The sequence below is a fragment of the Mixta calida genome, assembly GCF_002953215.1.
In the GTDB taxonomy this organism is placed as follows: Bacteria; Pseudomonadota; Gammaproteobacteria; order Enterobacterales; family Enterobacteriaceae; genus Mixta; species Mixta calida.
Window position 1 is genome coordinate 3,239,290 of the sequence record NZ_CP026378.1, and the last position, 22,758, is coordinate 3,262,047.

The window sequence follows — 22,758 nt, forward strand, 5'->3', positions numbered from 1 at the left end:
CCATCGTCTACGGCTCCGTGCGCAGGGTATCCGGCCAGGCGTGCACCACCGCTTTAATCAGCGTCGCCAACGGAATGGCGAAAAACACGCCCCAGAATCCCCACAGCCCGCCGAAAATCACCACCGCCATAATAATCACCAGCGGATGCAGGTTGACCGCTTCGGAAAAAAGCACCGGCACCAGCACGTTGCCGTCCAGCGCCTGGATGATCAGATAGACCACCATCATCGTCCAGAAATCACTGCCCAGCCCCCACTGAAACAGGCCGACGCAGATTACCGGCAGCGTCGCCGCCAGCGCGCCGATATAAGGGATTAGCACCGACAGCCCCACCAGCACCGCCAGCAGCAGCGCGTAGTTCAGCCCCAGCACCACAAAGGCGATCCAGGTAGCCACGCCGACCACCACCATTTCCAGCACTTTGCCGCGAATATAGTTGGTAATCTGCTGATTCATCTCGCTCCAGACCTGCCCCGCCAGCCCGCGGTTGCGCGGCAGCACGCGGCGCACCGCGTCAAGCATCTGCTGTTTGTCCTTTAGCAGGAAGAAAACCATCAGCGGTACTACCACCAGATAGATAGCCAGCGTCATCAGCCCCACCAGCGACGCCAGGGAGTATTTCACCACCGATTCGCCCACGCCGGAGAGACGGCTGCGCAGGTTATCGATCACGATATCGACAATCCCGGCATCGGCCAGCGCCGGAAAACGCGCCGGCAGTTCTGCGGAAAAGAGATAGAGCTGGTTCAGCATGTTCGGCGTGTCGTGCAGCAGGTTAATGCCCTGCTGCCAGGCGACCGGCGCTACCACCAGCACGAACAGCAGCAACACCCCGACGAAAAAGGCCAGCACGATGGTGGTGGCCCAGCTGCGCGAGCAGCCCAGGCGCTCAAGCCGCACGGTCGGCCACTCCAGCAGATAAGCGAGCACCAGCGCCACCAGCAGCGGCGCCAGCAGATCGCTGAAAAAGAACAGAATAAAAAACGCTGCCAGCAAAATCACCAGCAGAGCAATGGCTTCCGGGTCGCTAAAGCGACGGCGATACCATTGAATAAGAAGAGCCAGCATGGCATTCCCTTCCCTGTATTAACAAGGTGGACGATTGTACTGAAATGCGCGCCAGAAGACAGAATTACCTGAACGCTGGTGCAGCCTTTATCGCCAGGCGCGCCTTTCATTATGCGCTGAGGAAGCGGCGACCACGCAGTTGCGTCCTGCGCGCTTGGCGCGGTAGAGCGCTTCATCGGCGCGGCGGAAGCTCTCTTCGAGCGTTTCGCTGTCGGAGAGCCAGCAGCTGACGCCAACCGACAGCGTCACTTCGCCAACCGGCTCGATGGCGTGCTGCTGCGTGGCGGCGCGCACCCGCTCCGCCAGCGCCAGCGCGGTCCCCTCGTCGGCGCCGGGCAGAATCATCAGAAACTCTTCGCCGCCGCTACGACAGACCACATCCGTCTGGCGGGCGCAGCTTTTTAGCTGGCGCGCGGTCTGCTGGATAACCCTGTCGCCCACATCGTGTCCCCAGGTGTCGTTGACCCGTTTGAAGTGATCGATATCAAGCGCCAGTACGGCAAAAGGCTGCTGGGTGGTGGAGAAATATTCCAGCACCGCATGCAGGCCGCGCCGGTTAAGCAGCTGGGTCAGCGGATCGGTCTGCACTTCCGACTTCAGCTGGCCGATTTTATTGTGCAGCAGGCCAATACCGGAAAGCAGCGCCCGTTTAATCTGCGCCGCCTCGAAATACCAGGATCGCACGCCGTTAATCTCCAGCGCGGCATCCTGTTCATCCATCTGGCTCGCCTTACGCGCCAGATGCCACAGCGGCAGCGCGATCAGCCGCGCCAGCAGCCAGGCGGCGGCCAGCGTTAGCAGAGCCAAAGGCAGGGAATGTTGCATGACCTGAAAAAGGAGACTGCTGAGCGGCGCCAGCGTAATGCGCGTCGGCTTAACGGCGAAGATAGTCCAGTCGGAATCCGGCACGTGCGCATAACCGGCCAGCACGGGTTCGCCTTTCTCATTGGTTATCTCCTGATAGCCGCTGCTGGCGTAAGCGCCCGCCTCCTGATGCAGCAGCGGCGCGAGTTTTTTGCCGACCAGCTGGCTGTTCTGGTGATAGAGCACGCGATCATCGCGATCCAGCACATAAAGCTGCGTGCCGTCGCGGTAGAACTGGCTAAGCAGCAGCTCGTTAAGCGCGCTTTTGCGCTTCAGGTAGAGGGTGCCGCCGACGTAGCCGAGATAGCCGCCGGTTTCTGACCAGACGGGCCGCGAGATAAAAACGATGAGGTTATTCGCTGCCGAGATACTGGGTTGCCCAATCAGCGGCAGGCGCCGCTCCAGCGCCTCACGGGAACTGGCGGAATTGAGGTGCATGCCCTTTAACATCAGCGATTCCGGCGATATGGCGCGCAACCAGCCGCCAGCGTCGACAACCGCCACCGAGTTAAAGCTGTTGGTTTGCTGCCGCAGTCGCTCCACTTCCGTCTGTAGCAGCGTCTCATCGTCAAAATGCGCGCCAATCTGAGCGGCAGACCAGGCAAGCTGCAACTGCGCCTGCTGGAAAAACTGTCCGGTCGTGGCGGCCAGCTTGGCGGCGTAGACGCGGTTGGCTTCCAACGTATTCGTAATCAGCTGCTCGCGCTGAACACGCCAGGCGGCATAGAGAGAATTAGCCAGGGTGATAACGATACTGGCGACCGCCAGCAGGGTAATAAGCGTCCGTAAGTCCGTTTTCGGCCGTAGCAGCCTTAGCATGGACTCACCTTTATTGGGTTAATCATTTAATGTTGCGCCTTGTGGAGCTTTATTATTGTTACTGCTTGTTGTGTCGTGCGCCCTGGTGAGATGCACGTCTCAATTGTACACGGGTTAAGCAGCCAGCAAAACGCTCCGCCGGAGGCGATTGATAAAATTCTGCTGGTCAGGCCTGTACCTGAGATTTTACCGACGCGGATAAAAAAAGGCGCCGTTAAAGACGGCGCCCTTGTAACAGAAAGCGGTACGAGCAATCAGAGCATTAACAGTCCATAGCCCTGATTTTGCAGGGTGGCGACCGTCGTGCCGCTGGAAATGGTATGGGTGACCGACTTATCGATCCACTCACGATCGATATGATGGAAAGCCACAGACTGATCGCAGACGGTCACTTTTACGCCCGCTTTTTCCAGCTCGTTAATCATCTTCAGGTTCGGGTTATCGATGCCGTACGCTTTGTGGAACTGTTCATTATTCAGCGCGGCGATAACGGCGTCGCCGTTCATGGAGACCACGAAATCAAGCTTTTTCAAGGGAATGCCGGCAGCGTAATAGAGGTTCACCACACGCGCGACGCGCTCCAGACCCAGGTGCGGATCTTTGATATCGCCATCGTTTTTATTCAGCTGGAAAACGATTTTGTTGCTGAGGTTCGGATCGTTACGCGGATTGTAGGCCGGCGTATCGACATAGTGGATTTTGCCATAGCCTTCAATTGCCGGGGTTGACCAAAAATCAGCCGGTTCCGTTTTGTTGCTAAAATGGTTGGTCACTTTGTCATAGAGCTGTGGTGCCTGAAGCACATTACCGCCGATAAAACCGGCCAGAGCCGCGACGACGATATAAGATACGGGACGCATAAAAATTACTCCTTTAAATCAGGATGTTGTCATCAAAAGGTCGAACATATTACATTTGCAACAAGGCGTAGCCCTGATTTTCCAGGGTTGAAACCGTCGTTGGGCTGGATAAAGCATGAACTACCGAACGATCTATCCAGTCATGTTTGAAATGGTGAAAGGCAACCGACTGATCGCAGACGGTGACCTTAACGCCCGCATCATTCAACGCCTGAATAAGTTTGAGACTGGGATTATCAAAACCGTACAAGCGATGGAACTGCTGGTTGTTCAGCATTGCCGGAGTCGCGTCGCCGGTGACGGAAACCACAAAATGCAGTTGCTCCAGCGGCACGCCGGCGGCGACGTATAAGTTCACTACGCGCGCCACACGCTCAAGGCCCAGGTTAGGAATTTTCATTCCCCCTTCGCTGCGGGTGATCTGAAAAACGATTTTGTTGCTCAGACCGACCGTCGGCTGAAACTGCGCATCAGATTCGTAATGTATTTTGCCGTAGCCGTTAATCGCTGGCGTACTCCAGAAACCTGCGGCTTCTTCACCAGCAGAATTAAAATGCGCGGTGACTTTATCGATAATTTCCGGGCTTTTGGTTAACCCCACGCCGACAACGCCGCCCACCACGGCAATGAAAAAACAGGCTACTGCAGAACGCATTTTTACGGCTCTCCGATGAATGTTCAGCGGCTGCAAAGCGACATTTTTGACTCTGGTTCTTCGCGGCCTTTTTCATCTATATCACAGAGTCACACAGGTGAAACACAAGTTACGCGGCGGCACTAACGGGGTAATTTCACAAGGTGAAAGTCAACCAAAAAAATCATCTTCTGTTTTTGTTAATTCCACGCTAAGTACTTGATTTAAAGATGGCTTCCTGCATTAAGAATATCCTCATAAAGGCCAGCACCCTTCCCGATCCAGCCAATAACAGAGAAAGCGTTATGGAATGCAGATAAATAAAGAGAGGGGGAAAGTTAACAATGGATCTGAGGAGAAAAAGAGAAGAAAAAAATAGACGACGCATTTACGCCAGTTAATAGTGACCAGCAAATTAAAAAATGTCCTTTTACAGTAGATTAATTAACGTTTCGAAAATTTTTTGCGGCTGACCGCACATAATTTTTCAGAAGATGCTTAATCAAAACCCGTGCCACTTTCAATTTCTCTGAATAAGTTTACACAACTTTGAATTTTAACCGCCGCCCACGATGCGGTTTTCGCCGCTGCGCGCCGCTTTTAAACAGCCATTTCATTATGCGGTTTACCCCGCTAAGATAGCGCCCTGAGCGCCTGCGTCGCGCTGCCGTATGAACGATCCGCAACGTAGCCGGTCAAAACTTTACTCTCTGCCCAGGGGAAGAAGTATGTTCAATCGCTTGAAGAAAAATGTCATCGCCTCGCTTATTGTCACGCTGCTGGCGGGCAACGTGGTTACTTCCCAGGCAGACGTCGCTGATTCGCTCCCGGATATCGGCACCACCGCAGGCGGCACGCTATCGATTAATCAGGAACTGCAGATGGGCGATTTTTATGTGCGCCAGCTGCGAGCCAGCGCGCCGCTGATTAACGATCCGCTGCTGAATCAGTACATCAATCAGCTTGGCATGCGACTGGTGGCCCATGCTGATTCGGTGCGCACCCCTTTCCATTTCTACCTGATCCGCAACGATGAGATCAACGCCTTCGCCTTTTTCGGCGGCAACGTGGTGCTGCATTCGGCGTTGTTCCGCACCAGCGATAATGAAAGCCAGCTGGCTTCGGTCATCGCGCATGAGATATCGCACGTCACTCAACGCCACCTGGCGCGCGCGATGGAAGATCAGCAGCGCAACGCGCCGCTGACCTGGGTCGGCGCGCTCGGCTCGATTCTGCTGGCGATGGCGAATCCGCAGGCGGGCATGGCGGGTTTGGCCGGCACATTAGCCGGCACCCAGCAGGGCATTATCTCCTTCACGCAAAACAATGAGCAGGAGGCGGATCGTATCGGCATTCAGGTGTTGCAACGCGCCGGTTTCGATCCGCAGGCGATGCCGACCTTCCTGCAAAAGCTGGCGGATCAGTCGCGCTTCGCCTCTAAGCCGCCGGAAATTCTGCTGACGCACCCGCTGCCTGACAGCCGTCTGGCCGATGCCCGCAACCGCGCCGAACAGATGCGTCCGGTCGTTGTGCAATCCTCACAGGATTACTACATGGCGAAAGCGCGCGCGCTGGGCATGTACGCCACCGGGCAGAATCAGCTGGGCGAGGATCTGCTGGTTGAGTGGTCCAAAGGCAACGCGCGCCAGCAGCAGGCGGCGCAGTACGGCAGAGCGCTGCTGTTCCTGGAAGCGAAAAGTTTCGCCAACGCAAAAAAGATTATCGAACCGCTACTGGCGAAAGCGCCGAATAATGTCTGGTTTCTCGATATCATGACCGACATCGATATCGGGCTGAACCAGCCGCAGCAGGCGGTTGCTCGCCTGTCGGCGCTGAAGGCCAGCAGCAGCGATCCGGTTTTGCAGCTCAACCTGGCGAACGCCCTGCTGGAAGCGAAGCAGCCCGCCGCCGCCAGCCGCGTATTAAACCGCTATACCTGGGCGCATCCTGACGACGTCAACGGTTGGGACCTGCTGGCGCAGGCGTCGGCGGCGCAAAATCTGCGCGATGAGGAGCTGTCGGCGCGTGCCGAAGGGCTGGCGCTTACCGGTCAGCTGGATCAGGCGATTACCACGCTCAGCAGCGCCAGCGCGCAGGTTAAGCTGGGCAGTCTGCAACAGGCGCGCTATGACGCGCGCATCGACCAGCTGCGTCAGTTACAGCTGCGCTTCCGACAGTATCAGAAAGGACGTTAATCAGAGGAAAAGTGAATGACCACGGTCACCATTTATCACAACCCACGCTGCTCCAAAAGCCGCGAAACGCTGGCGCTACTGGAACAGCGCGGCATCGAGCCGAACGTCGTGCTCTATTTACAACAACCGCCCGACGTCGCGACGCTGCGCCAGCTGGTGCAGTCGCTTGGGCTGAGCAGCGTGCGCGCGCTGATGCGTACTAAAGAAGAGGAATATCAGGCGCTGGGGCTGGACGATCCGGCGCTGAGCGAAGAAGCGCTGCTGACGGCGCTGGCCGCTCATCCGAAACTGATGGAGCGCCCGATCGTCGTGGCGCAGGGAAAAGCGCGTCTGGGGCGTCCACCGGAGCAGGTGCTGGAGATCCTGTAGATCTTACAGCGCCAGGATCTCTTTAACGAAGGGGATCGTTAGCTTGCGCTGGGCGGTGATCGAGGCACGATCGAGCCGATCCAGCGTGATGAATAAGGTGCGCATCTCCCGATCAAGCCGTTTCAGCAGGAAGCGGCCCACATCTTCAGGCAGCTCAAAACCGCGCAGGCTGGCGCGCAGCTGCAGCGCCTGCAGTTTATCTTCGTCGGAAAGCGGCTGCAGTTTGTAGATCTGCCCCCAGTCAAGACGCGAAGCGAGATCCGGCAGCTTCAGATTCAGCTGACGCGGCGGACGATCGCCAGTGATTAACAGGCGGGTCTTGCCGGTCTCAAGGATGCGATTGTAGAGATCGAAAATCGCCATTTCCCACTCTTCCTCGCCGGCAATGCACTCAATATTGTCGATGCAGACCAGCGCCAGCTGCTCCATACCGTCAAGCACCTCCGGCACGAACCAGGTGCGCTTATCCAATGGCACATAGCCGACGGCGTCGCCGCGCATGGACATTTCCGCGCAGGCGGCGTGCAGTAAATGGCTGCGCCCCCCGCCTTCGCGTGACCAGAAATAGAGATAGCTGCCATGTTCCTGCGCCAGAGCGCCTTTAAGTGCGGCCAGCAGGGACGCATTTTCACCCGGCCAAAAGCTGGCGAAGGTTTCATCATCCGGTAAATAGAGAGGCAGTGAAAGTTGTGCCGGCGTGTTCAGAAGCACCTCAAGTTTGAACGGGCTAAAAACGGCGGTAGTTTAACACATCTTTTCAAAGGAAATGAAACAGGAACGAAGCGCTGCGCCTGACAGATCAGGCGCAGCGCAAGCGGTAAGTTGATAAGGTTCCCTGGTGTTGGGGAATTCAATGTTATCTGATTAAGTAGAATATCTTTTTAATTTTGTAATATTTAATACTTTATTTCGAATAGTACCATACCGAATTTCGCCACATGGGGGAACAGGGGAAATTCTCTCTTGCCGTATATGGTTAAAAGTGGTAATAAGTCTGGCGCACGGAAGTTTATATATTTTTAATTATAAATATGACGACTATTTCACAAGGAAAACATCATCAATGAAAATCAACGTGACGGATAATCCTGCTCAGGTGGATGAGGATTTTGTCATTGACAGTCTGTGGGCGCACAACGATAAATTCGATAAAGTGGATATTCACCCGCTGTTTATCACTTTAAGGGACGAAGAAAACCACATTGCCGGCGGTCTGGTCGCCAGAACCTGGTGGGGCGGCCTCGAAGTGCAATATCTTTGGGTCAGTGACGATCATCGAGCGCAGGGTTTTGGCCGCCAGCTGATGCTGGAAGCGGAAAAACAGGCGATTCAGCGCGGCTGCCATATGGCCTATGTGGACACCTTTAGTTTCCAGGCGAAGGGCTTTTATGAAAAGCTCGGCTATCGGGAATATGGTCATCTGGGCAATTACGCGCATAAACATACGCGATATTATCTGGCGAAAGATCTCTAATCGTTACCGACAGGGTAAATATCATCATGTCCGATATCGACGCCAGTTTCACCAGCCTGATAGCGATGATGGAGCATCTCAGCGAGCCCTGGGGGATAAAGGATCGGGAATCGCGGCATATCTATATGAATAAGGCCGCCCTGCTTTATACCAACACGCCGCTGAATTTCGATATTGTCGGTAAAACGGATGCGGAATTTCCGGCCGACTGGGCGGAATGCGCGGACGATTTACAGGAGCATGACCGACGAACGGAAACATCACGCAGGCAAACGGCGGTTATCGAAACGCATTACTGGTTCGGTAAAAATTACCTGACGCCATGGATTAGCGAAAAGCTGCCTGTTTATAACAGCAGCGGCGACTATATCGGCGTTATGTGGAATGCGAAGCCGTTTAATACCCTTTCACCGCATAAATATATCAACCAACAGATGCCCAGCGTCCTGACGACCGATATTCCTGGTAATTTTTTTACCCAGTCGGAGCTGGATATTATCTTCTTTATGCTTCAGCGACTTTCCGTTAAGGAGATCGCCAAAATATACAATATCAGTCCAAAAACGATTCAAAATCGTATTTATAACATCTATCAAAAAGCGGACGTGCACTCTCTGAACCAGTTTGAAGAATATTGCCGCCATGCGCAGCTTGATAGTTATATTCCTTACCGCCTGCTTGAAAAAGGCATTCAGTTTATCTGAAATTCTCACGGAACGTGTTCATGATAAAAATCGACGATTTCCCGCTGACGCGGGTACCACAGGATAAAAAAGTTTCCTTTTTGAGCGTCGCCATTGTCCATATGGGCATGCTGACCGCCCTCGACCAGTTTATGCTGGGCGCAGTGCTGGGCCACTCCATGACGCTGGTCGACGCCTTTATCGCTATCGCCGTCGGTAGCCTGATCTTCGGCGTAGTCACCTTTGGTCTTGGCTACGCGGGCATGCGCGAAGGCATTTCCGGCAGCCTGCTGGCGCGCTGGTGCGGCTTTGGCCGTCTGGGATCGGTACTGATCGGCCTGATCGTGGCGATCAGCCTACTCGGCTGGTTCGGCATCCAGAACGCCATTTTCGCCAAATCGCTGGATGTGGCGCTGGATCATCGCCTGGGCTTCGGCTGGTCCGCCGCGCTTTCCGGCAGCGTGTTAACCATTCTGGTCACTTTCGGCTTCCGCGCCCTGCGCATCGCCGCGCGCATCGCGGTGCCGCTGTTTATCGCCCTGGTCGCCTGGGTTTCATGGGTGGCGCTCACCGGTCACGATCTGCACGGCGCGTTGCAACTGACGCCGCCCGGCGATCCGCTCTCCATCAGCGCAGGCATTACCATCGTGGTGGGCGGCGCGATCGTCGCCAGCCTGATGACGCCCGATCTGACGCGCTATTCGCGCAACAGCGGCCAGGTGCTGGGCGTGACGCTGCTGACCATTATTGCCGGCGAGTTCATCATTAACGGCCTGGCGATCCTGATAGCCAAAAGCCTCGGCACCGACGACGTGGTATCGATTATGTCGCAGGGCGCGGGCGGCCTCGGCATGATGGTGGTGGTCTTCTCCACGTTGCGCGTCAACGATTTAAACCTCTACTCTTCATCGCTGGGCATCGTGAACGCCGTCGAGGGGCTGAGCGGTCGCAAATGGAAATATGCGCCCACCACGCTCGCTATCGGCGTGCTGGGCACCACCCTTTCCGTGCTGGGTATTCTTGACCGCTTTGTCGATTTCCTTACGGTGCTGGGCGTGGTTTTCCCGCCGGTGATCGGCATTATGCTGATCGACTATTTCCTGCTGCGCACGCACCGCGCCGCGTTGGATGAGAGCCGCCGTCACGGACGTCTGCCTGATGAAACGCCGACCATCGGTCTGTCAGCGATTATCGCCAGCGTGGCGGGTGCGGCGGTAGGTCTGATAAGCGACTGGGGCGTGCCGACCATCACCTCGCTGCTGGTTGCCTGCGTGGTTTACTGGCTCTGCCACCGCCTGTTCGCCCGTAAGCTGGCGATCGCCTGATTAATCGGACGTAAAAAAGGCGCCCTGCGGCGCCTCAGATTATTGATACCGTGCCGTCGCGGACGACATGGCCCGTTCGCAAAGACGCAACAGACGGCATCCATGCCGGCTCGTCCCGCGCAGTCCCTTGCGCGGGACGCTTTGCTCACTGGTCCATGTCGTCCACTCCTTAAGTTTGTTAGCCGTCTGAGGCGCCGCAGGGCACCTTTTGTTATGCCGCCGTCTACTCTGGCTTATTATCGCCAGGCTCCAGAATCACCTCTTCCGGGCGCAGCACGTTGATGACCTTGAAAATCAGGCTCAGCCCGACGCCGACAAGGGTCGCCAGCGCCATTCCTTTCAGCTCGGCGGCGCCGATATGCACTTTCGCCCCGCTGACGCCGATAATCAGAATGACGGAAGTCAGGATTAGATTCTGCGCTTTGTTATAGTCCACCTTCGACTCAATCAGCACGCGAATACCCGAAGCGCCAATCACCCCGTAAAGCAGCAGCGACACGCCGCCCATTACCGGCACCGGAATCGCCTGAATCGCCGCCGCCAGCTTGCCGACGCAGGAGAGCAGAATGGCGATAATCGCCGCGCCGCCAATCACCCAGGTGCTGTAAACGCGGGTAATCGCCATCACGCCGATGTTTTCACCGTAGGTAGTGTTAGGCGTCGAGCCGAAAAAGCCGGAAATAATGGTGGAAAAGCCGTTGGCGAACATCGAACGATGCAGGCCCGGATCGCGGATTAAATCCTTTTTGACGATATTGGCGGTCACCACCAGATGTCCGACATGCTCGGCGATCACCACCAGCGCCGCTGGCAGAATCGTCAGCATCGCATACCACTCAAAGCGCGGCGTATAGAAGGTGGGCAGCGCAAACCACGGCGCCGCTTCAACGCCGCGCCAGTCGACGCCCCCCATCGCCCACGACAGAATATAGCCCGCCAGTACGCCGATCAGGATAGGGATAATCGCCAGAAAGCCGCGAAACAGCACCGAACCGAACACCGTAACCGCCAGCGTCACCAGCGAAATGGTGATCGCCGTGCCATCGACCGCCGCGCCGTCGGCAGGCAGCAGGCCCGCCATATTGGCCGCCACGCCCGCCAGCTCCAGGCCGATAACCGCGACAATCGCGCCCATCGCCGCCGGTGGAAACATCACATCCAGCCAGCCGGTGCCCGCCTTTTTCACAATCAGCGCCACCAGGCAGAACAGCACGCCGCAAAGAATAAAGCCGCCCAGCGCCACTTCATACCCCAGCGGCAGCAGCAGCAGCACCGGCGAAATAAACGCGAAGCTGGAGCCTAAGTAGGCAGGAATCTTACCCTTACAGATAAACAGATAGAGCAAAGTGCCGATGCCGTTGAACAGCAGCACCGTGGCCGGGTTGATATGAAACAGGATCGGCACCAGCACCGTCGCGCCGAACATGGCGAACAGATGCTGAAAGCTGAGCGGAATCGTTTGCAGGAGCGGTGGGCGTTCGTTAACGCCAATCGCGCGACGAGTCATGAAATATCCCCTTGAACTGTTTTTGGCAAAAAAAAGCCGACTCTTGCGGTCGGCTGAATGGATTATTTGGTTCCGAAAATCTTGTCGCCCGCGTCGCCGAGGCCGGGAATAATGTAGCCCTTGCTGTTCAGCCCCTGATCGATAGAGGCGGTGTAGAGCTCCACGTCCGGGTGCGCTTTTTCCAGCGCCGCGATACCTTCCGGCGCCGCCACCAGCACCAGCACCTTAATCGTGCTGCATCCCGCTTTTTTCAGCAGATCGATAGTGGCGATCATCGAACCGCCGGTCGCCAGCATCGGGTCGACCACCAGCGCCATGCGCTCTTCAATATTGGAGACCAGCTTCTGGAAATAGGGCACCGGCTCCAGCGTCTCTTCATCACGATACACGCCCACTACGCTGATGCGCGCGCTCGGCACATGCTCCAACACTCCTTCCATCATGCCGAGACCGGCACGCAGGATGGGCACAACGGTAATTTTTTTGCCTTTGATCTGATCGATTTCCACCGGGCCGTTCCAGCCTTCGATAGTCACTTTTTCCGTTTCCAGATCGGCGGTAGCTTCGTAGGTCAGCAAACTTCCCACTTCTGACGCCAGCTCGCGAAAACGCTTGGTGCTGATATCCTGCTCACGCATCAGGCCCAGTTTATGTTTGACGAGTGGGTGTTTGACTTCCACGATCTTCATTGTTGTACTCCCGGAGTGTTGAGCGGAAAAAAAAATCGCGGGATTATACCGCCTTTTGCCGACGGCGCCATATGAGATGAGGTAATAAAGCGCAAAAGCGACGCCTGTGGTAAGCATCCGTCAAAAAAACGGAATCCGCAATGTCAGCCGCAGATGCCACTCGCAAACGTTTGCCTGCGCTGTTAGAATTGCCGCGCTTTATTTTCAAACCGCAAACCGCGTGGGGAAACCGCTGTGACCGACAAGACCTCTCTCAGCTATAAAGACGCCGGCGTCGATATCGATGCAGGCAACGCGTTAGTCGATCGTATCAAAGGCGTGGTGAAAAAGACCCGTCGTCCCGAAGTAATGGGCGGACTGGGCGGTTTCGGCGCGCTGTGCGCGCTGCCGCAGAAATACCGCGAGCCGGTGCTGGTCTCCGGCACCGACGGCGTAGGCACCAAGCTGCGTCTGGCGATGGATCTCAAACGCCACGACACCATCGGCATCGATCTGGTTGCCATGTGCGTGAACGACCTGGTGGTGCAGGGCGCTGAACCTCTCTTCTTCCTCGACTATTACGCCACCGGCAAGCTGGATGTAGAGACCGCCTCCGCCGTGATCGCCGGCATCGCTGAGGGCTGTTTGCAGTCGGGCTGCGCGCTGGTTGGCGGTGAAACCGCAGAGATGCCAGGCATGTACCACGGCGAAGATTACGACGTGGCGGGCTTCTGCGTCGGCGTGGTGGAAAAATCGGAAATCATCGACGGCAGCAAAGTGCAGGACGGCGACGTGCTGATCGCCCTCGCCTCCAGCGGGCCGCACTCCAACGGCTATTCGCTGGTGCGCAAAATTCTGCAGGTCAGCCAGACCGATCCGCTCAGCAAGCAGCTGGACGGCAAACCGCTGGCCGATCATCTGCTGGCGCCGACGCGCATCTATGTGAAAAACATTCTCAGCCTGATTGAGCAGATCGACGTACACGCCATCGCCCACCTCACCGGCGGCGGCTTCTGGGAAAACATTCCGCGCGTGCTGCCGGATAATACCCAGGCGGTTATCGATGAAGCGAGCTGGCAGTGGCCGGCGGTGTTTAACTGGCTGCAACAGGCAGGCAACGTCAGCCGCCACGAAATGTACCGCACCTTTAACTGCGGCGTCGGCATGGTGATCGCCGTCAGCGCCAGCGAAGCAGACAAGGCGGTTGAGCTGATGAACGCCGCGGGCGAGCAGGCGTGGAAAATCGGCGTGATCGGCGCTTCAGACAGCGAAGAGCGTGTGGTTATTAAATGAAACGGCTGGTGGTGCTGATCTCCGGCAGCGGCAGCAATTTGCAGGCGATCCTCGACGCCTGCGGCCAGGGACGCATTAACGCCAGCGTGGCGGCGGTCTTTAGCAACAAGGCCAGCGCGTATGGCCTTGAGCGCGCCCGTCGGGCGGACGTGCCGGCGCATGCGCTGGCGGCGTCCGATTACGCCAGCCGCGAGGAGTTCGACCGCCAGCTGATCGCCGGAATCGACGCTTACGCGCCCGATCTGGTGGTGCTGGCGGGCTATATGCGCATCCTCAGTCCCGCCTTCGTCGCCCACTATCAGGATCGCCTGCTGAATATCCACCCTTCCCTGCTGCCGAAATATCCGGGCCTGCATACCCATCGTCAGGCGATGGAAAACGGCGACAGCGAGCACGGCACCTCGGTGCATTTCGTGACGGACGAACTGGATGGCGGCCCGGTGGTGTTACAGGCTAAAGTACCGGTCTTCGCCGACGACAGCGAAGAAGAGGTGATTGCGCGCGTGCAGCATCAGGAGCATGCGATCTATCCGCTGGTGATTAGCTGGTTCGTCGATGGACGCCTGGCGATGCGCGACAACGCCGCCTGGCTTGACGGCAAGAGGTTGCCGCCGCAGGGCTACGCGGGCGATTAGCCGCACCTTTCAGACAGAGAGCCGTCCGGCTCTCTGTTTTTCTCTTCTTCAGCCAAACCTTCCGGTGATGTAATCCTCGGTGCGCCGCTGCTTCGGCGTGGTAAACAGCGTATCGGTATCGGCGAACTCCACCAGCTTGCCCTGATGCATAAACGCGGTGTAGTCGGAAACGCGCGCCGCCTGCTGCATATTGTGCGTTACCAGAATCAGGGTGAAGTGCTGCTTCAGCGTGGTCATCAGCTCCTCGATCACCAGCGTGGAGATGGGATCGAGCGCCGAGGTTGGCTCATCCAGCAGCAGCACCTCCGGTTCGATGGCGATCGCTCTGGCGATCACCAATCGCTGCTGCTGACCGCTGGAGAGCGTCAACGCATTCTGCCGCAGGTTATCTTTGACTTCCGGCCAGAGCGCCGCCGCGCGCAGCGCGCGCTCCACCGCCTCGTTTAATACCCGACGATCGCGCACGCCCTGTAAGCGCAGGCCGTAGACGACATTTTCATAAATCGATTTGGGAAACGGATTGGGCCGCTGGAACACCATGCCGACCCGACGGCGCAGCGCGGAGAGATCGCCGCCGCTCTGTAAAATATCGCGCCGCTCCAGCCAGATCTCCCCTTCCATGCGGCAGGTGTCGATCACGTCATTCATGCGGTTAAAGCAGCGCAGCAGCGTCGATTTACCACAGCCGGAGGGGCCGATCAGCGCGGTAATGCGGTTTTTCGGAATATCGAGCGTAATGCCGTCAAGCGCCTGCTTCTCGCCATACCAGAGGGAGAGATTATTGATCGTCAGCGCGGTTTCGTTATCAGCGGTCATGGTCTCACCGTTATTGCACCAGCGAGCGATAGCGCTCGCGCAGGCGATGGCGTAAGCCCATCGCCGTCAGATTCAGCCCAAGAATAATCGCAACCAGCAGCAGCGCAGTGGCGTAGACCACCGGGCGATCGGCTTCGGCGTTCGGGCTCTGAAACGCCAGGTCGTAAATCTGGAAGCCAAGATGCATAAATTTGCGATCGAGATGCAGCCAGGGGAAAACATTGTCGACCGGCAGCTCCGGGGCCATTTTCACCACGCCCACCAGCATCAGCGGCGCGGTTTCGCCTGCGGCGCGCGCCACCGCCAGAATCAGCCCGGTCAACATCGCCGGCACCGCCAGCGGCAGCGTAACGTGCCAGAGCGTCTCCGCGCGGGTGGCGCCCAACGCCAGCGAGCCGTGGCGCAGCGCGGCGGGAATGCGCGACAGCCCTTCTTCGGTGGCGACGATCACTACCGGCAGCGTCAACAGCGCCAGCGTCAGCGAGGCCCACAGCAGGCCCGGCGTGCCGAAGGTCGGGCTCGGCAGCGCGGCGGTGTAAAACAGCCGATCGAGCGTACCGCCGATCAGCCAGACGAAAAAGCCTAATCCGAATACGCCATACACAATCGACGGCACGCCAGCGAGGTTGACCACCGCGATACGCACCAGCCGCGTCAACGGCCCCTGTCCGGCGTACTCATGCAGCCAGATAGCGGCCACCACGCCCAGCGGCATTACCACCACCGACATCAGCAGCACCATCAACACCGTGCCGAAAATGGCCGGGAAAGCGCCGCCCTCGCCCTGCGAGACGCCGGGCGAATCGGAGACGAAATGCCAGGCGGCACGCAGGAAATGATGCCATTTCTGCGCGAAACTCATCGCGTTGGGATACCAGGCGTCGACAATTTGCATCAGCGGAATGCGGTGCAGCTGGCCGCTGGCGTCGCGCAGCATCAGCGCGCTGCGGCCGCTCTCCTCCAGCAGCGACGCGCGCCGCTCCGCCTGCTGAGCAAACTGCCGCAGCAATTCCGCGCGGTTCGCCTCCAGCACCGAACGCGCCTGTTCATTCTCCTGGCCGCTGGCCCTGCGCTTCTGCGCTTCCGCCTCCAGCGCTTCCAGCTGCGCCGTGATGCGCGCCATTTCGTTGCGCCGTACCTGCTCGGCCAACGCCAGCTGTTGATGGGTCTGCTGAAGGCGCTGCTGCAATGCGCGCTGCATATTCTGCGCCGTCAGCGGCTGCTGATTTTCATACAGGCCGGCGAACCAGCCGAACGCTACGCCGCCGACGCGGCGCTGTAACACCAGCACGTCGCGCGGCCGCTCGCGGCGCGCGATATCGCTCTCCAGCAGGGTGCGGAAATCGGGCGCCGCGAAGTCGCGGTTGCCGGTTTTAATCAGGTAGCGCGTGACGCTCTCCGGCAGCTGCGGCGCCTGCGGCAGACCGGCGTCGATCAGCTGCTGACGCGACAGCGACTGCTCGCTGACCACTTCGCCCAGCAGGCGCGCCTCGCCAGCGGCAGGCTGAGAAAGGGTAAACAGCGTCACCGGCTGCGGCCAGAAATGGCGCAGACCCTGCCACGCCAGCAGCAACAGCAGCAGCACAAAGGCCAGCAGGCTAAAGGTCACCGCGCCAGCCGTCAGCCAGCGCCAGCGATCGTTTTGACGTAGCGCCTTCATCCCTGTCCCTCAGATTGTCCGTAACGGCGGCGCAAGCTTTGCCGCACCACTTCCGCCAGCGTATTCAGCACCAGCGTAAACACCAGCAGCACCAGCGCGCTGAGAAAAAGAATGCGGTAATGAGCGCTGCCCGCCGCCGCTTCCGGCATCTCCACGGCGATATTGGCGGAAAGCGCGCGCACGCCGTGAAACAGATCGCCCTCGGTGACCGGCGTGTTGCCGGTCGCCATCAGCACGATCATGGTTTCCCCCACCGCACGGCCAAAGCCGATCATTAGCGCGGCGAAAATGCCGGAGGCGGCGCTGGGCAGGATGACGCGCGACAGCGTCTGCCAGGCGGTAGCGCCCAGCGCCAGCGAGCCCTGCCCCAGCGCGGTCGGCACGCTGAAGATCGCATCTTCGGCCAGAGTAAAGATCAGCGGCACCAGCGCGAAGCCCATCGCCAAGGCGGCGATCAGCAGGTTGCGCTGCTCGTAGCCGCCGGGCAGCCGATCCGCCAACGGCTCGCCCCAAAACGCGCGATCGGCCAGCGGCGTCAGCCACAGGCAAAGCGCGCTGACCAGCAGCAGCAGCGGGATCAGCAGCCAGATTTCGCGCCCCGGCGCCGGTCGCCAGCGCTCGGGCAGCCGCCGCTGTAGTGGGCCGCACAGCAGCAGCGTCGCCGTCAGGGCGAAAGGCAGCAACAGCACGCCGGAAAGATACGTCGCGATATGCGGCGCCAGCCAGAGGCTGGCGAACAGCCCGACCACCACGCTCGGCAGCGCGCCCATCATCTCGATGGCGGGCTTGATCCAGCGACGCAGCGCGGGCGACATAAACCAGGCGGTATAGATCGCCGCCGCGATCGCCAGCGGTGCGGCGAACAGCATCGCCAGCGCCGCCGCCTTCAACGTGCCGGCGACCATCGGCATCAGGCTGAACTTCGCCTGATAAGGCTCCTCAACCGCCGTGGATTGCCAGACCCAATCCGGCTGCGGGTAGTTTTCATACCAGACTTTCTGCCACAGGCTGCGCAGGCTGACGTCGGGCCAGGGATTATCGACGCGCCAGTATTGCCAGCTGTCGGCGCGCTCAATCAGCAGCCCGTCGCCCTGCGGCGCGAAGCGCGCCTGGCGTATCCCCTCGCCCAGCTTGCGCGTAAAGAAAGCGCCTTCGCGTTTGCTGGCGAACAGATTGATTTCGCCCTCTGCGCTCAGCGTAGCGAATACCCGGCGCTGCGGCTCGGTAATCAGCAGCGTCTGCGCGCGGGCGCCCTCGAAATTGCGGATGCGATGCAGATGCAGCCCCTGCTCATCGGCGATATCGAACCACTGGCTGATGCCGCTTTCGTCGGCGAGCAGCAGCGAACGGCCGCCGCTCAGCAGCGCCATCTGCTTTGGCGGATGCGTTAAGGCGATGCTGTCGCGCAATGTCACCTGACCGCCGTCAAGCAGCCAGACGCGCAGCCTGTCGCCGCTGCTGGCGAACAGCAGTTTGCCGTTGGGCGACAGCAGCAGCTGCCCGACGGGGCCGCTGGCCAGGGTATCGCTTTGCGTCGACTGTCCGTTTTGCAGGCGCAGCAGCCGAATATGCGCGCCGTCACTCAGCGCCGCCAGCCAGGTATTCTCATCGACGACGGCCAGCGCCGCCATCGTCAGGCCGTCACTCATGCCGGAAAAAAGGCGGTCGCCAAGCGGAAATTTCCAGCGTGGCTGGCCGTCCGTTGCGCTAAAGTCAGGCTGGACAAGACGAAAATTGCCATCAGGCTGCAACAGCAGTACGCTGCTGTTATCGGCGGTCGTCGCGGCGGTCACCGGCCCGCGCGCCAGCGCAAGCGCCGGTTCAGGCTGGGCATCGCCCAACGGGAAAAAGCGCCCCGCGCCCTGCGCGTCGATACGCCAGCCCCAATCGCCTTTGACGCCAAGCGCAACGGCGGGCTGGGAGGAAAGCGCAGGATGGCGCAGCCCTGGCTGCATGGAAGGCGTGGCGAACAGCGGCATCACCACCCACAGCAGCCAGACGAACAGCAGCATCATGACCAGCAGCACGCCAATGCCGCAGGCACTGATAACGCGCGCGGTCAGCCGATCGACAAAACGCCGGGAGCGGTTGCTGTAGTGAACGGGGATATGATTGTCAATCATCGTGCCTGCGGTTTCCTCTTTGATGAAGCCGCTATGTTGCCCGTAGCTTACTGATATGACAACTGTTGAGGTTAGACATTGCTGCCATACTCTCGCCATAATGAACACGGAAGATGGATACCCTCGTCTCAAATCAGCATAACGGAGCCATAATGGGTCAGGAAAAGCTATACATCGAAAAAGAACTGAGCTGGTTATCCTTTAATGAACGCGTACTGCAGGAAGCGGCCGACAAGACCAACCCGCTGATTGAACGCATGCGCTTTCTTGGCATCTATTCCAACAACCTGGATGAGTTTTACAAGGTCCGCTTCGCCGATTTGAAAAGACGCATTTTGATCGGCGAGGAACAGGGTTCGCCCAGCACGCCCCGCCACCTGCTAAAGAAGATCCAACAGCGGGTGCTGCGCGCCGATCAGGAGTTTGACGGTCTCTATAACGATCTGCTGCTGGAGATGGCGCGCAATCAAATCTTTCTGATTAACGAACGCCAGCTGTCGCCGAACCAGCAGGGCTGGCTGCGCCACTACTTTAAGCATCAGCTGCGTCAGCACGTGACGCCGATCCTGATCAATCACGACACCGACCTGACCGAATTCCTCAAGGATGACTATACCTATCTGGCGGTGGAAATCATTCGCGGCGAAGAGATTCGCTACGCGCTGCTGGAGATCCCATCCGACAAGGTACCGCGCTTCGTCAACCTGCCTGCGGAATCGCCGCGTCGCCGCAAGCCGATGATCCTGTTGGACAACATCCTGCGCTACTGCCTGGACGATATTTTCAAAGGCTTCTTCGATTACGACGCGCTCAACGCCTATTCGATGAAAATGACGCGCGACGCCGAGTACGATTTGGTGACGGAGATGGAATCGAGCCTGCTGGAGCTGATGTCCTCCAGCCTGAAACAGCGCCTGACGGCGGAGCCGGTGCGCTTCGTGTATCAGCGCGACATGCCGAACGCCATGGTCGAGCTGCTGCGCGGCAAGCTCAGCATCTCCAACTACGATTCGGTGGTGCCCGGCGGCCGCTATCATAACTTCAAAGATTTTATTAGCTTCCCGAACGTCGGCAAAACCAACCTGGTGAATAAGCCGATGCCGCAGCTGCGCCATATCTGGTTTGATGGCTTCCGCAACGGCTTTGACGCCATTCGCAATCATGACGTGCTGCTCTACTATCCCTACCATACCTTTGAGCATGTGCTGGAGCTGCTGCGTCAGGCGTCGTTCGACCCCAGCGTGCTGGCGATCAAGATCAATATCTACCGCGTGGCGAAGAACTCGCGCATCATCGACGCGATGATCCACGCCGCCTACAACGGCAAAAAAGTGACGGTGGTAGTGGAATTGCAGGCGCGCTTTGACGAAGAGGCGAATATCCATTGGGCCAAGCGTCTGACCGAGGCGGGCGTGCATGTGATCTTCTCCGCGCCGGGCCTGAAGATTCACGCCAAGCTGTTCCTGATTTCGCGGCGCGAAGGCGATGAGGTGGTGCGTTACGCCCATATCGGCACCGGCAACTTTAACGAAAAAACCGCCCGCATCTATACCGACTATTCGCTGCTGACCGCCGACGCGCGCATCACCAACGAAGTGCGCCGGGTGTTTAACTTTATTGAAAACCCCTACCGTCCGGTGAGCTTCGACTACCTGATGGTGTCGCCGCAAAATTCGCGCCGCATGCTTTACCAGCTGATCGACGAAGAAATCGCCAACGCGCAGCAGGGCATTCCGGCTGGCATTACGCTGAAAATCAACAACCTGGTGGATAAGGGATTGGTCGATCGGCTTTATACCGCCTCCAGCGTCGGCGTAAAAGTGAATCTGCTGGTGCGCGGCATGTGTTCGCTTATTCCTAATCTCGAAGGGATCAGCGAAAATATCCGCGTGATTAGCATCGTTGACCGCTATCTTGAACATGATCGGGTTTACATTTTCGAGAACGGCGGCGATAAGAAAGTCTTTCTTTCTTCCGCCGACTGGATGACGCGCAACATCGATTACCGTATCGAAGTGGCGGTGGCCATCCTTGATCCTGTTCTGAAACAGCGCATCCTGGATATTATTGCCATCCTGTTCAGTGATACTGTAAAAGCCCGCATTATTGATAAAGAACTGAGTAACCGTTATGTACCGCGAGGCAATCGCCGCAAGGTGCGGGCGCAGCAGGCCATTTACGATTACATCAAATCTCTGGAACAACCTGAATAATTCACTATGCCGATATCCCATAAAAATATGCCCCGACCGCAAGAATTTGCCGCTATTGATCTCGGTTCCAATAGCTTTCATATGGTCATCGCCCGCGTGGTGGATGGGGCGATGCAGGTGCTGGGCCGCCTGAAGCAGCGCGTGCATCTGGCGGACGGGCTGGATGCGAACAACGTGCTGAGCGAAGAAGCGATCCAGCGCGGCCTGAGCTGCCTGGCGCTGTTCGCCGAACGTTTGCAGGGCTTCAGCGCCTCGAATGTCACCATCGTCGGCACCCATACGCTGCGTCAGGCGGTGAATGCGGAAGATTTTCTGCAACGCGCGGCGGAGGTTATTCCCTACCCTATCGAAGTGATTTCCGGTCACGAAGAAGCGCGTCTGATTTTTATGGGCGTGGAGCATACGCAGCCGGAAAAAGGGCGCAAGCTGGTGATCGATATCGGCGGCGGCTCGACCGAGCTGGTGATCGGCGAAGATTTCGAGCCGAAGCTGGTGGAAAGCCGCCGCATGGGCTGCGTCAGCTTCGCCAATCTCTACTTCCCCAATGGCGAAATCAGCCGGGAAAATTTCCGCCGCGCCCGTCTGGCGGCGGCCCAGAAGCTGGAAACCCTGGCCTGGCAGTATCGACTGCTGGGCTGGCAGTATGCGCTGGGCGCCTCCGGCACCATTAAGGCGGCCTGCGAAGTGCTGTTGGCGATGGGCGAAAAAGAGAAGCTGATTACGCCGGAGCGGCTGGAACGGCTTTACGACGAAGTGATGAAGCATCGATCCTTCGCCGCGCTGAGCCTGCCGGGCCTGTCGGAAGAACGCAAGGCGGTGTTCGTGCCGGGCCTCGCTATTCTGTGCGGCGTTTTTGATGCGCTGGCGATCCGCGAGCTGCGCCTGTCGGACGGCGCGCTGCGTGAAGGCGTGCTGTATGAGATGGAGGGCCGCTTCCGCCATCAGGATATCCGCAGCCGCACCGCGCAGAGCCTGGCCAATCACTACAACATCGACAGCGAGCAGGCGCGACGCGTGCTGGAGACCACCGATCAGCTCTGGCAGCAGTGGCGCGACCAGAATCCGCGCCTGGCCAACCCGCAGCTCTCCGCGCTGCTGAAGTGGGCGGCGATGCTGCATGAAGTGGGTTTAACCATCAACCACAGCGGCATGCAGCGCCACTCCGCCTACATTCTGCAAAACACCAACCTGCCCGGATTTAACCAGGATCAACAGCTGCTGCTGGCGACCCTGGTACGCTATCACCGTAAAGCGGTGAAAACCGACGAGCTGCCGCGCTTTACGCTGTTCAAGAAGAAACAGATCGTACCGCTGGTGTTTTTGCTGCGTCTCGGCACGCTGCTTAATAATCAGCGCCAGGCTACCACCCGCCCGGAACGGCTGACGTTGACGACCGACGAAGGGCACTGGACGCTGCGCTTCCCGGCCGGTTATTTCAGACAGAACACGCTGGTGCAGCTCGATCTGGAGCGGGAGCAAACCTACTGGGAAGATGTTCCCGGCTGGAAACTGATGATCGAAGAAGAAGAGGCGTAACGGACGCCGGCGAAT

The 22,758-nt window shown here is 58.3% G+C and carries 19 protein-coding genes; 9 read left to right on the forward strand and 10 right to left on the reverse strand.

Features of this window, described 5'->3' with window-relative positions; all coding sequences use genetic code 11:
- Positions 1-7 precede the first annotated feature (7 nt).
- From C2E16_RS15425 to C2E16_RS15440, 4 genes are all read right to left on the reverse strand, one after another.
- The gene (locus C2E16_RS15425; protein ID WP_038624785.1) at positions 8-1,069 is read right to left on the reverse strand and encodes an AI-2E family transporter; all 1,062 of its coding nucleotides are present in this window, start codon (positions 1,067-1,069) and stop codon (positions 8-10) included.
- Positions 1,070-1,156: 87 nt separating this feature from the next.
- A complete protein-coding gene (locus tag C2E16_RS15430) occupies positions 1,157-2,752 on the reverse strand; it encodes a sensor domain-containing diguanylate cyclase (protein ID WP_084970856.1) in 1,596 nt (531 codons plus the stop codon).
- A gap of 254 nt (positions 2,753-3,006) precedes the next feature.
- Complete coding sequence (locus tag C2E16_RS15435) at positions 3,007-3,612, reverse strand: DsrE family protein (RefSeq protein WP_038624781.1); 606 nt, start codon at positions 3,610-3,612, stop codon at positions 3,007-3,009.
- A 49-nt stretch (positions 3,613-3,661) separates the two neighbouring features.
- Positions 3,662-4,267: a DsrE family protein gene (locus C2E16_RS15440; protein WP_038624779.1), complete on the reverse strand. Its 606-nt coding sequence runs from the start codon at positions 4,265-4,267 to the stop codon at positions 3,662-3,664.
- A gap of 707 nt (positions 4,268-4,974) precedes the next feature.
- Between C2E16_RS15440 and bepA the strand changes: the two genes are divergently transcribed.
- Together bepA and arsC are read left to right on the forward strand one after the other, a co-directional pair.
- Positions 4,975-6,441: a beta-barrel assembly-enhancing protease gene (gene bepA / locus C2E16_RS15445; protein WP_084970854.1), complete on the forward strand. Its 1,467-nt coding sequence runs from the start codon at positions 4,975-4,977 to the stop codon at positions 6,439-6,441.
- Positions 6,442-6,456: 15 nt separating this feature from the next.
- Complete coding sequence (gene arsC / locus C2E16_RS15450) at positions 6,457-6,810, forward strand: arsenate reductase (glutaredoxin) (RefSeq protein WP_038624775.1); 354 nt, start codon at positions 6,457-6,459, stop codon at positions 6,808-6,810.
- Positions 6,811-6,813: 3 nt separating this feature from the next.
- On the opposite strand, the gene hda is transcribed toward arsC, so the two are convergent.
- Complete coding sequence (hda, locus tag C2E16_RS15455; RefSeq protein WP_218925965.1) at positions 6,814-7,515, reverse strand: DnaA inactivator Hda; 702 nt, start codon at positions 7,513-7,515, stop codon at positions 6,814-6,816.
- A gap of 358 nt (positions 7,516-7,873) precedes the next feature.
- Between hda and C2E16_RS15460 the strand changes: the two genes are divergently transcribed.
- From C2E16_RS15460 to C2E16_RS15470, 3 genes are read left to right on the forward strand one after another with little or no spacing between them, the layout of a single operon-like run.
- Entirely contained in the window at positions 7,874-8,284 is a 411-nt protein-coding gene (locus C2E16_RS15460) for a GNAT family N-acetyltransferase (RefSeq protein ID WP_084970852.1), read from the forward strand.
- 26 nt (positions 8,285-8,310) lie between these two features.
- On the forward strand, positions 8,311-8,988 hold the full coding sequence (locus tag C2E16_RS15465) for a helix-turn-helix transcriptional regulator (RefSeq protein WP_084970850.1): 678 nt from the start codon (positions 8,311-8,313) through the stop codon (positions 8,986-8,988).
- A gap of 20 nt (positions 8,989-9,008) precedes the next feature.
- Positions 9,009-10,292, forward strand: coding sequence for a cytosine permease (locus C2E16_RS15470; RefSeq protein WP_038624767.1), 1,284 nt, complete (start codon positions 9,009-9,011; stop codon positions 10,290-10,292).
- A 223-nt stretch (positions 10,293-10,515) separates the two neighbouring features.
- Here the strand turns inward: C2E16_RS15470 and uraA are convergent, their stop codons facing one another.
- Both uraA and upp read right to left on the reverse strand, forming a co-directional pair.
- Positions 10,516-11,799, reverse strand: coding sequence for a uracil permease (gene uraA / locus C2E16_RS15475; protein ID WP_084970848.1), 1,284 nt, complete (start codon positions 11,797-11,799; stop codon positions 10,516-10,518).
- Positions 11,800-11,861: 62 nt separating this feature from the next.
- Positions 11,862-12,488: a uracil phosphoribosyltransferase gene (upp, locus tag C2E16_RS15480; protein ID WP_038624763.1), complete on the reverse strand. Its 627-nt coding sequence runs from the start codon at positions 12,486-12,488 to the stop codon at positions 11,862-11,864.
- A gap of 234 nt (positions 12,489-12,722) precedes the next feature.
- Between upp and purM the strand changes: the two genes are divergently transcribed.
- Entirely contained in the window at positions 12,723-13,760 is a 1,038-nt protein-coding gene (gene purM / locus C2E16_RS15485; protein WP_038624761.1) for a phosphoribosylformylglycinamidine cyclo-ligase, read from the forward strand.
- Entirely contained in the window at positions 13,757-14,395 is a 639-nt protein-coding gene (gene purN / locus C2E16_RS15490; protein ID WP_084970846.1) for a phosphoribosylglycinamide formyltransferase, read from the forward strand. The genes purM and purN overlap by 4 nt, the downstream gene beginning before the upstream one ends.
- Before the next feature lie 48 nt (positions 14,396-14,443).
- Here purN and pstB read toward each other — a convergent pair whose 3' ends face one another.
- The 3 genes from pstB to C2E16_RS15505 are packed head-to-tail and all read right to left on the reverse strand — an operon-like array spanning position 14,444 to position 18,994.
- Positions 14,444-15,211, reverse strand: coding sequence for a phosphate ABC transporter ATP-binding protein PstB (pstB, locus tag C2E16_RS15495; protein WP_038624757.1), 768 nt, complete (start codon positions 15,209-15,211; stop codon positions 14,444-14,446).
- Between the two features lie 10 nt (positions 15,212-15,221).
- Entirely contained in the window at positions 15,222-16,871 is a 1,650-nt protein-coding gene (gene pstA, locus C2E16_RS15500; protein ID WP_104951561.1) for a phosphate ABC transporter permease PstA, read from the reverse strand.
- The gene (locus C2E16_RS15505) at positions 16,868-18,994 is read right to left on the reverse strand and encodes an ABC transporter permease subunit (RefSeq protein ID WP_104951562.1); all 2,127 of its coding nucleotides are present in this window, start codon (positions 18,992-18,994) and stop codon (positions 16,868-16,870) included. Before C2E16_RS15505 ends, pstA begins: the two co-directional genes overlap by 4 nt.
- Before the next feature lie 152 nt (positions 18,995-19,146).
- Here C2E16_RS15505 and ppk1 point away from each other — a divergent pair, with 152 nt between their 5' ends.
- Entirely contained in the window at positions 19,147-21,207 is a 2,061-nt protein-coding gene (ppk1, locus tag C2E16_RS15510; protein ID WP_038624751.1) for a polyphosphate kinase 1, read from the forward strand.
- A 6-nt stretch (positions 21,208-21,213) separates the two neighbouring features.
- A complete protein-coding gene (ppx, locus tag C2E16_RS15515; protein ID WP_084971116.1) occupies positions 21,214-22,743 on the forward strand; it encodes an exopolyphosphatase in 1,530 nt (509 codons plus the stop codon).
- Positions 22,744-22,758 lie beyond the last annotated feature (15 nt).

Bases quoted from the DNA above. Each gene is read 5' to 3' on its own strand.
- arsC (WP_038624775.1), top strand. From the start codon at position 6,457: ATGACCACGGTCACCATTTATCACAACCCACGCTGCTCCAAAAGCCGC.
- pstA (WP_104951561.1), bottom strand. From the start codon at position 16,871: ATGAAGGCGCTACGTCAAAACGATCGCTGGCGCTGGCTGACGGCTGGC.
- bepA (WP_084970854.1), top strand. From the start codon at position 4,975: ATGTTCAATCGCTTGAAGAAAAATGTCATCGCCTCGCTTATTGTCACG.
- ppx (WP_084971116.1), top strand. From the start codon at position 21,214: ATGCCGATATCCCATAAAAATATGCCCCGACCGCAAGAATTTGCCGCT.
- uraA (WP_084970848.1), bottom strand. From the start codon at position 11,799: ATGACTCGTCGCGCGATTGGCGTTAACGAACGCCCACCGCTCCTGCAA.
- C2E16_RS15460 (WP_084970852.1), top strand. From the start codon at position 7,874: ATGAAAATCAACGTGACGGATAATCCTGCTCAGGTGGATGAGGATTTT.
- C2E16_RS15435 (WP_038624781.1), bottom strand. From the start codon at position 3,612: ATGCGTCCCGTATCTTATATCGTCGTCGCGGCTCTGGCCGGTTTTATC.
- ppk1 (WP_038624751.1), top strand. From the start codon at position 19,147: ATGGGTCAGGAAAAGCTATACATCGAAAAAGAACTGAGCTGGTTATCC.
- C2E16_RS15430 (WP_084970856.1), bottom strand. From the start codon at position 2,752: ATGCTAAGGCTGCTACGGCCGAAAACGGACTTACGGACGCTTATTACC.
- C2E16_RS15470 (WP_038624767.1), top strand. From the start codon at position 9,009: ATGATAAAAATCGACGATTTCCCGCTGACGCGGGTACCACAGGATAAA.
- pstB (WP_038624757.1), bottom strand. From the start codon at position 15,211: ATGACCGCTGATAACGAAACCGCGCTGACGATCAATAATCTCTCCCTC.
- C2E16_RS15425 (WP_038624785.1), bottom strand. From the start codon at position 1,069: ATGCTGGCTCTTCTTATTCAATGGTATCGCCGTCGCTTTAGCGACCCG.
- C2E16_RS15505 (WP_104951562.1), bottom strand. From the start codon at position 18,994: ATGATTGACAATCATATCCCCGTTCACTACAGCAACCGCTCCCGGCGT.
- purN (WP_084970846.1), top strand. From the start codon at position 13,757: ATGAAACGGCTGGTGGTGCTGATCTCCGGCAGCGGCAGCAATTTGCAG.
- C2E16_RS15465 (WP_084970850.1), top strand. From the start codon at position 8,311: ATGTCCGATATCGACGCCAGTTTCACCAGCCTGATAGCGATGATGGAG.
- C2E16_RS15440 (WP_038624779.1), bottom strand. From the start codon at position 4,267: ATGCGTTCTGCAGTAGCCTGTTTTTTCATTGCCGTGGTGGGCGGCGTT.
- upp (WP_038624763.1), bottom strand. From the start codon at position 12,488: ATGAAGATCGTGGAAGTCAAACACCCACTCGTCAAACATAAACTGGGC.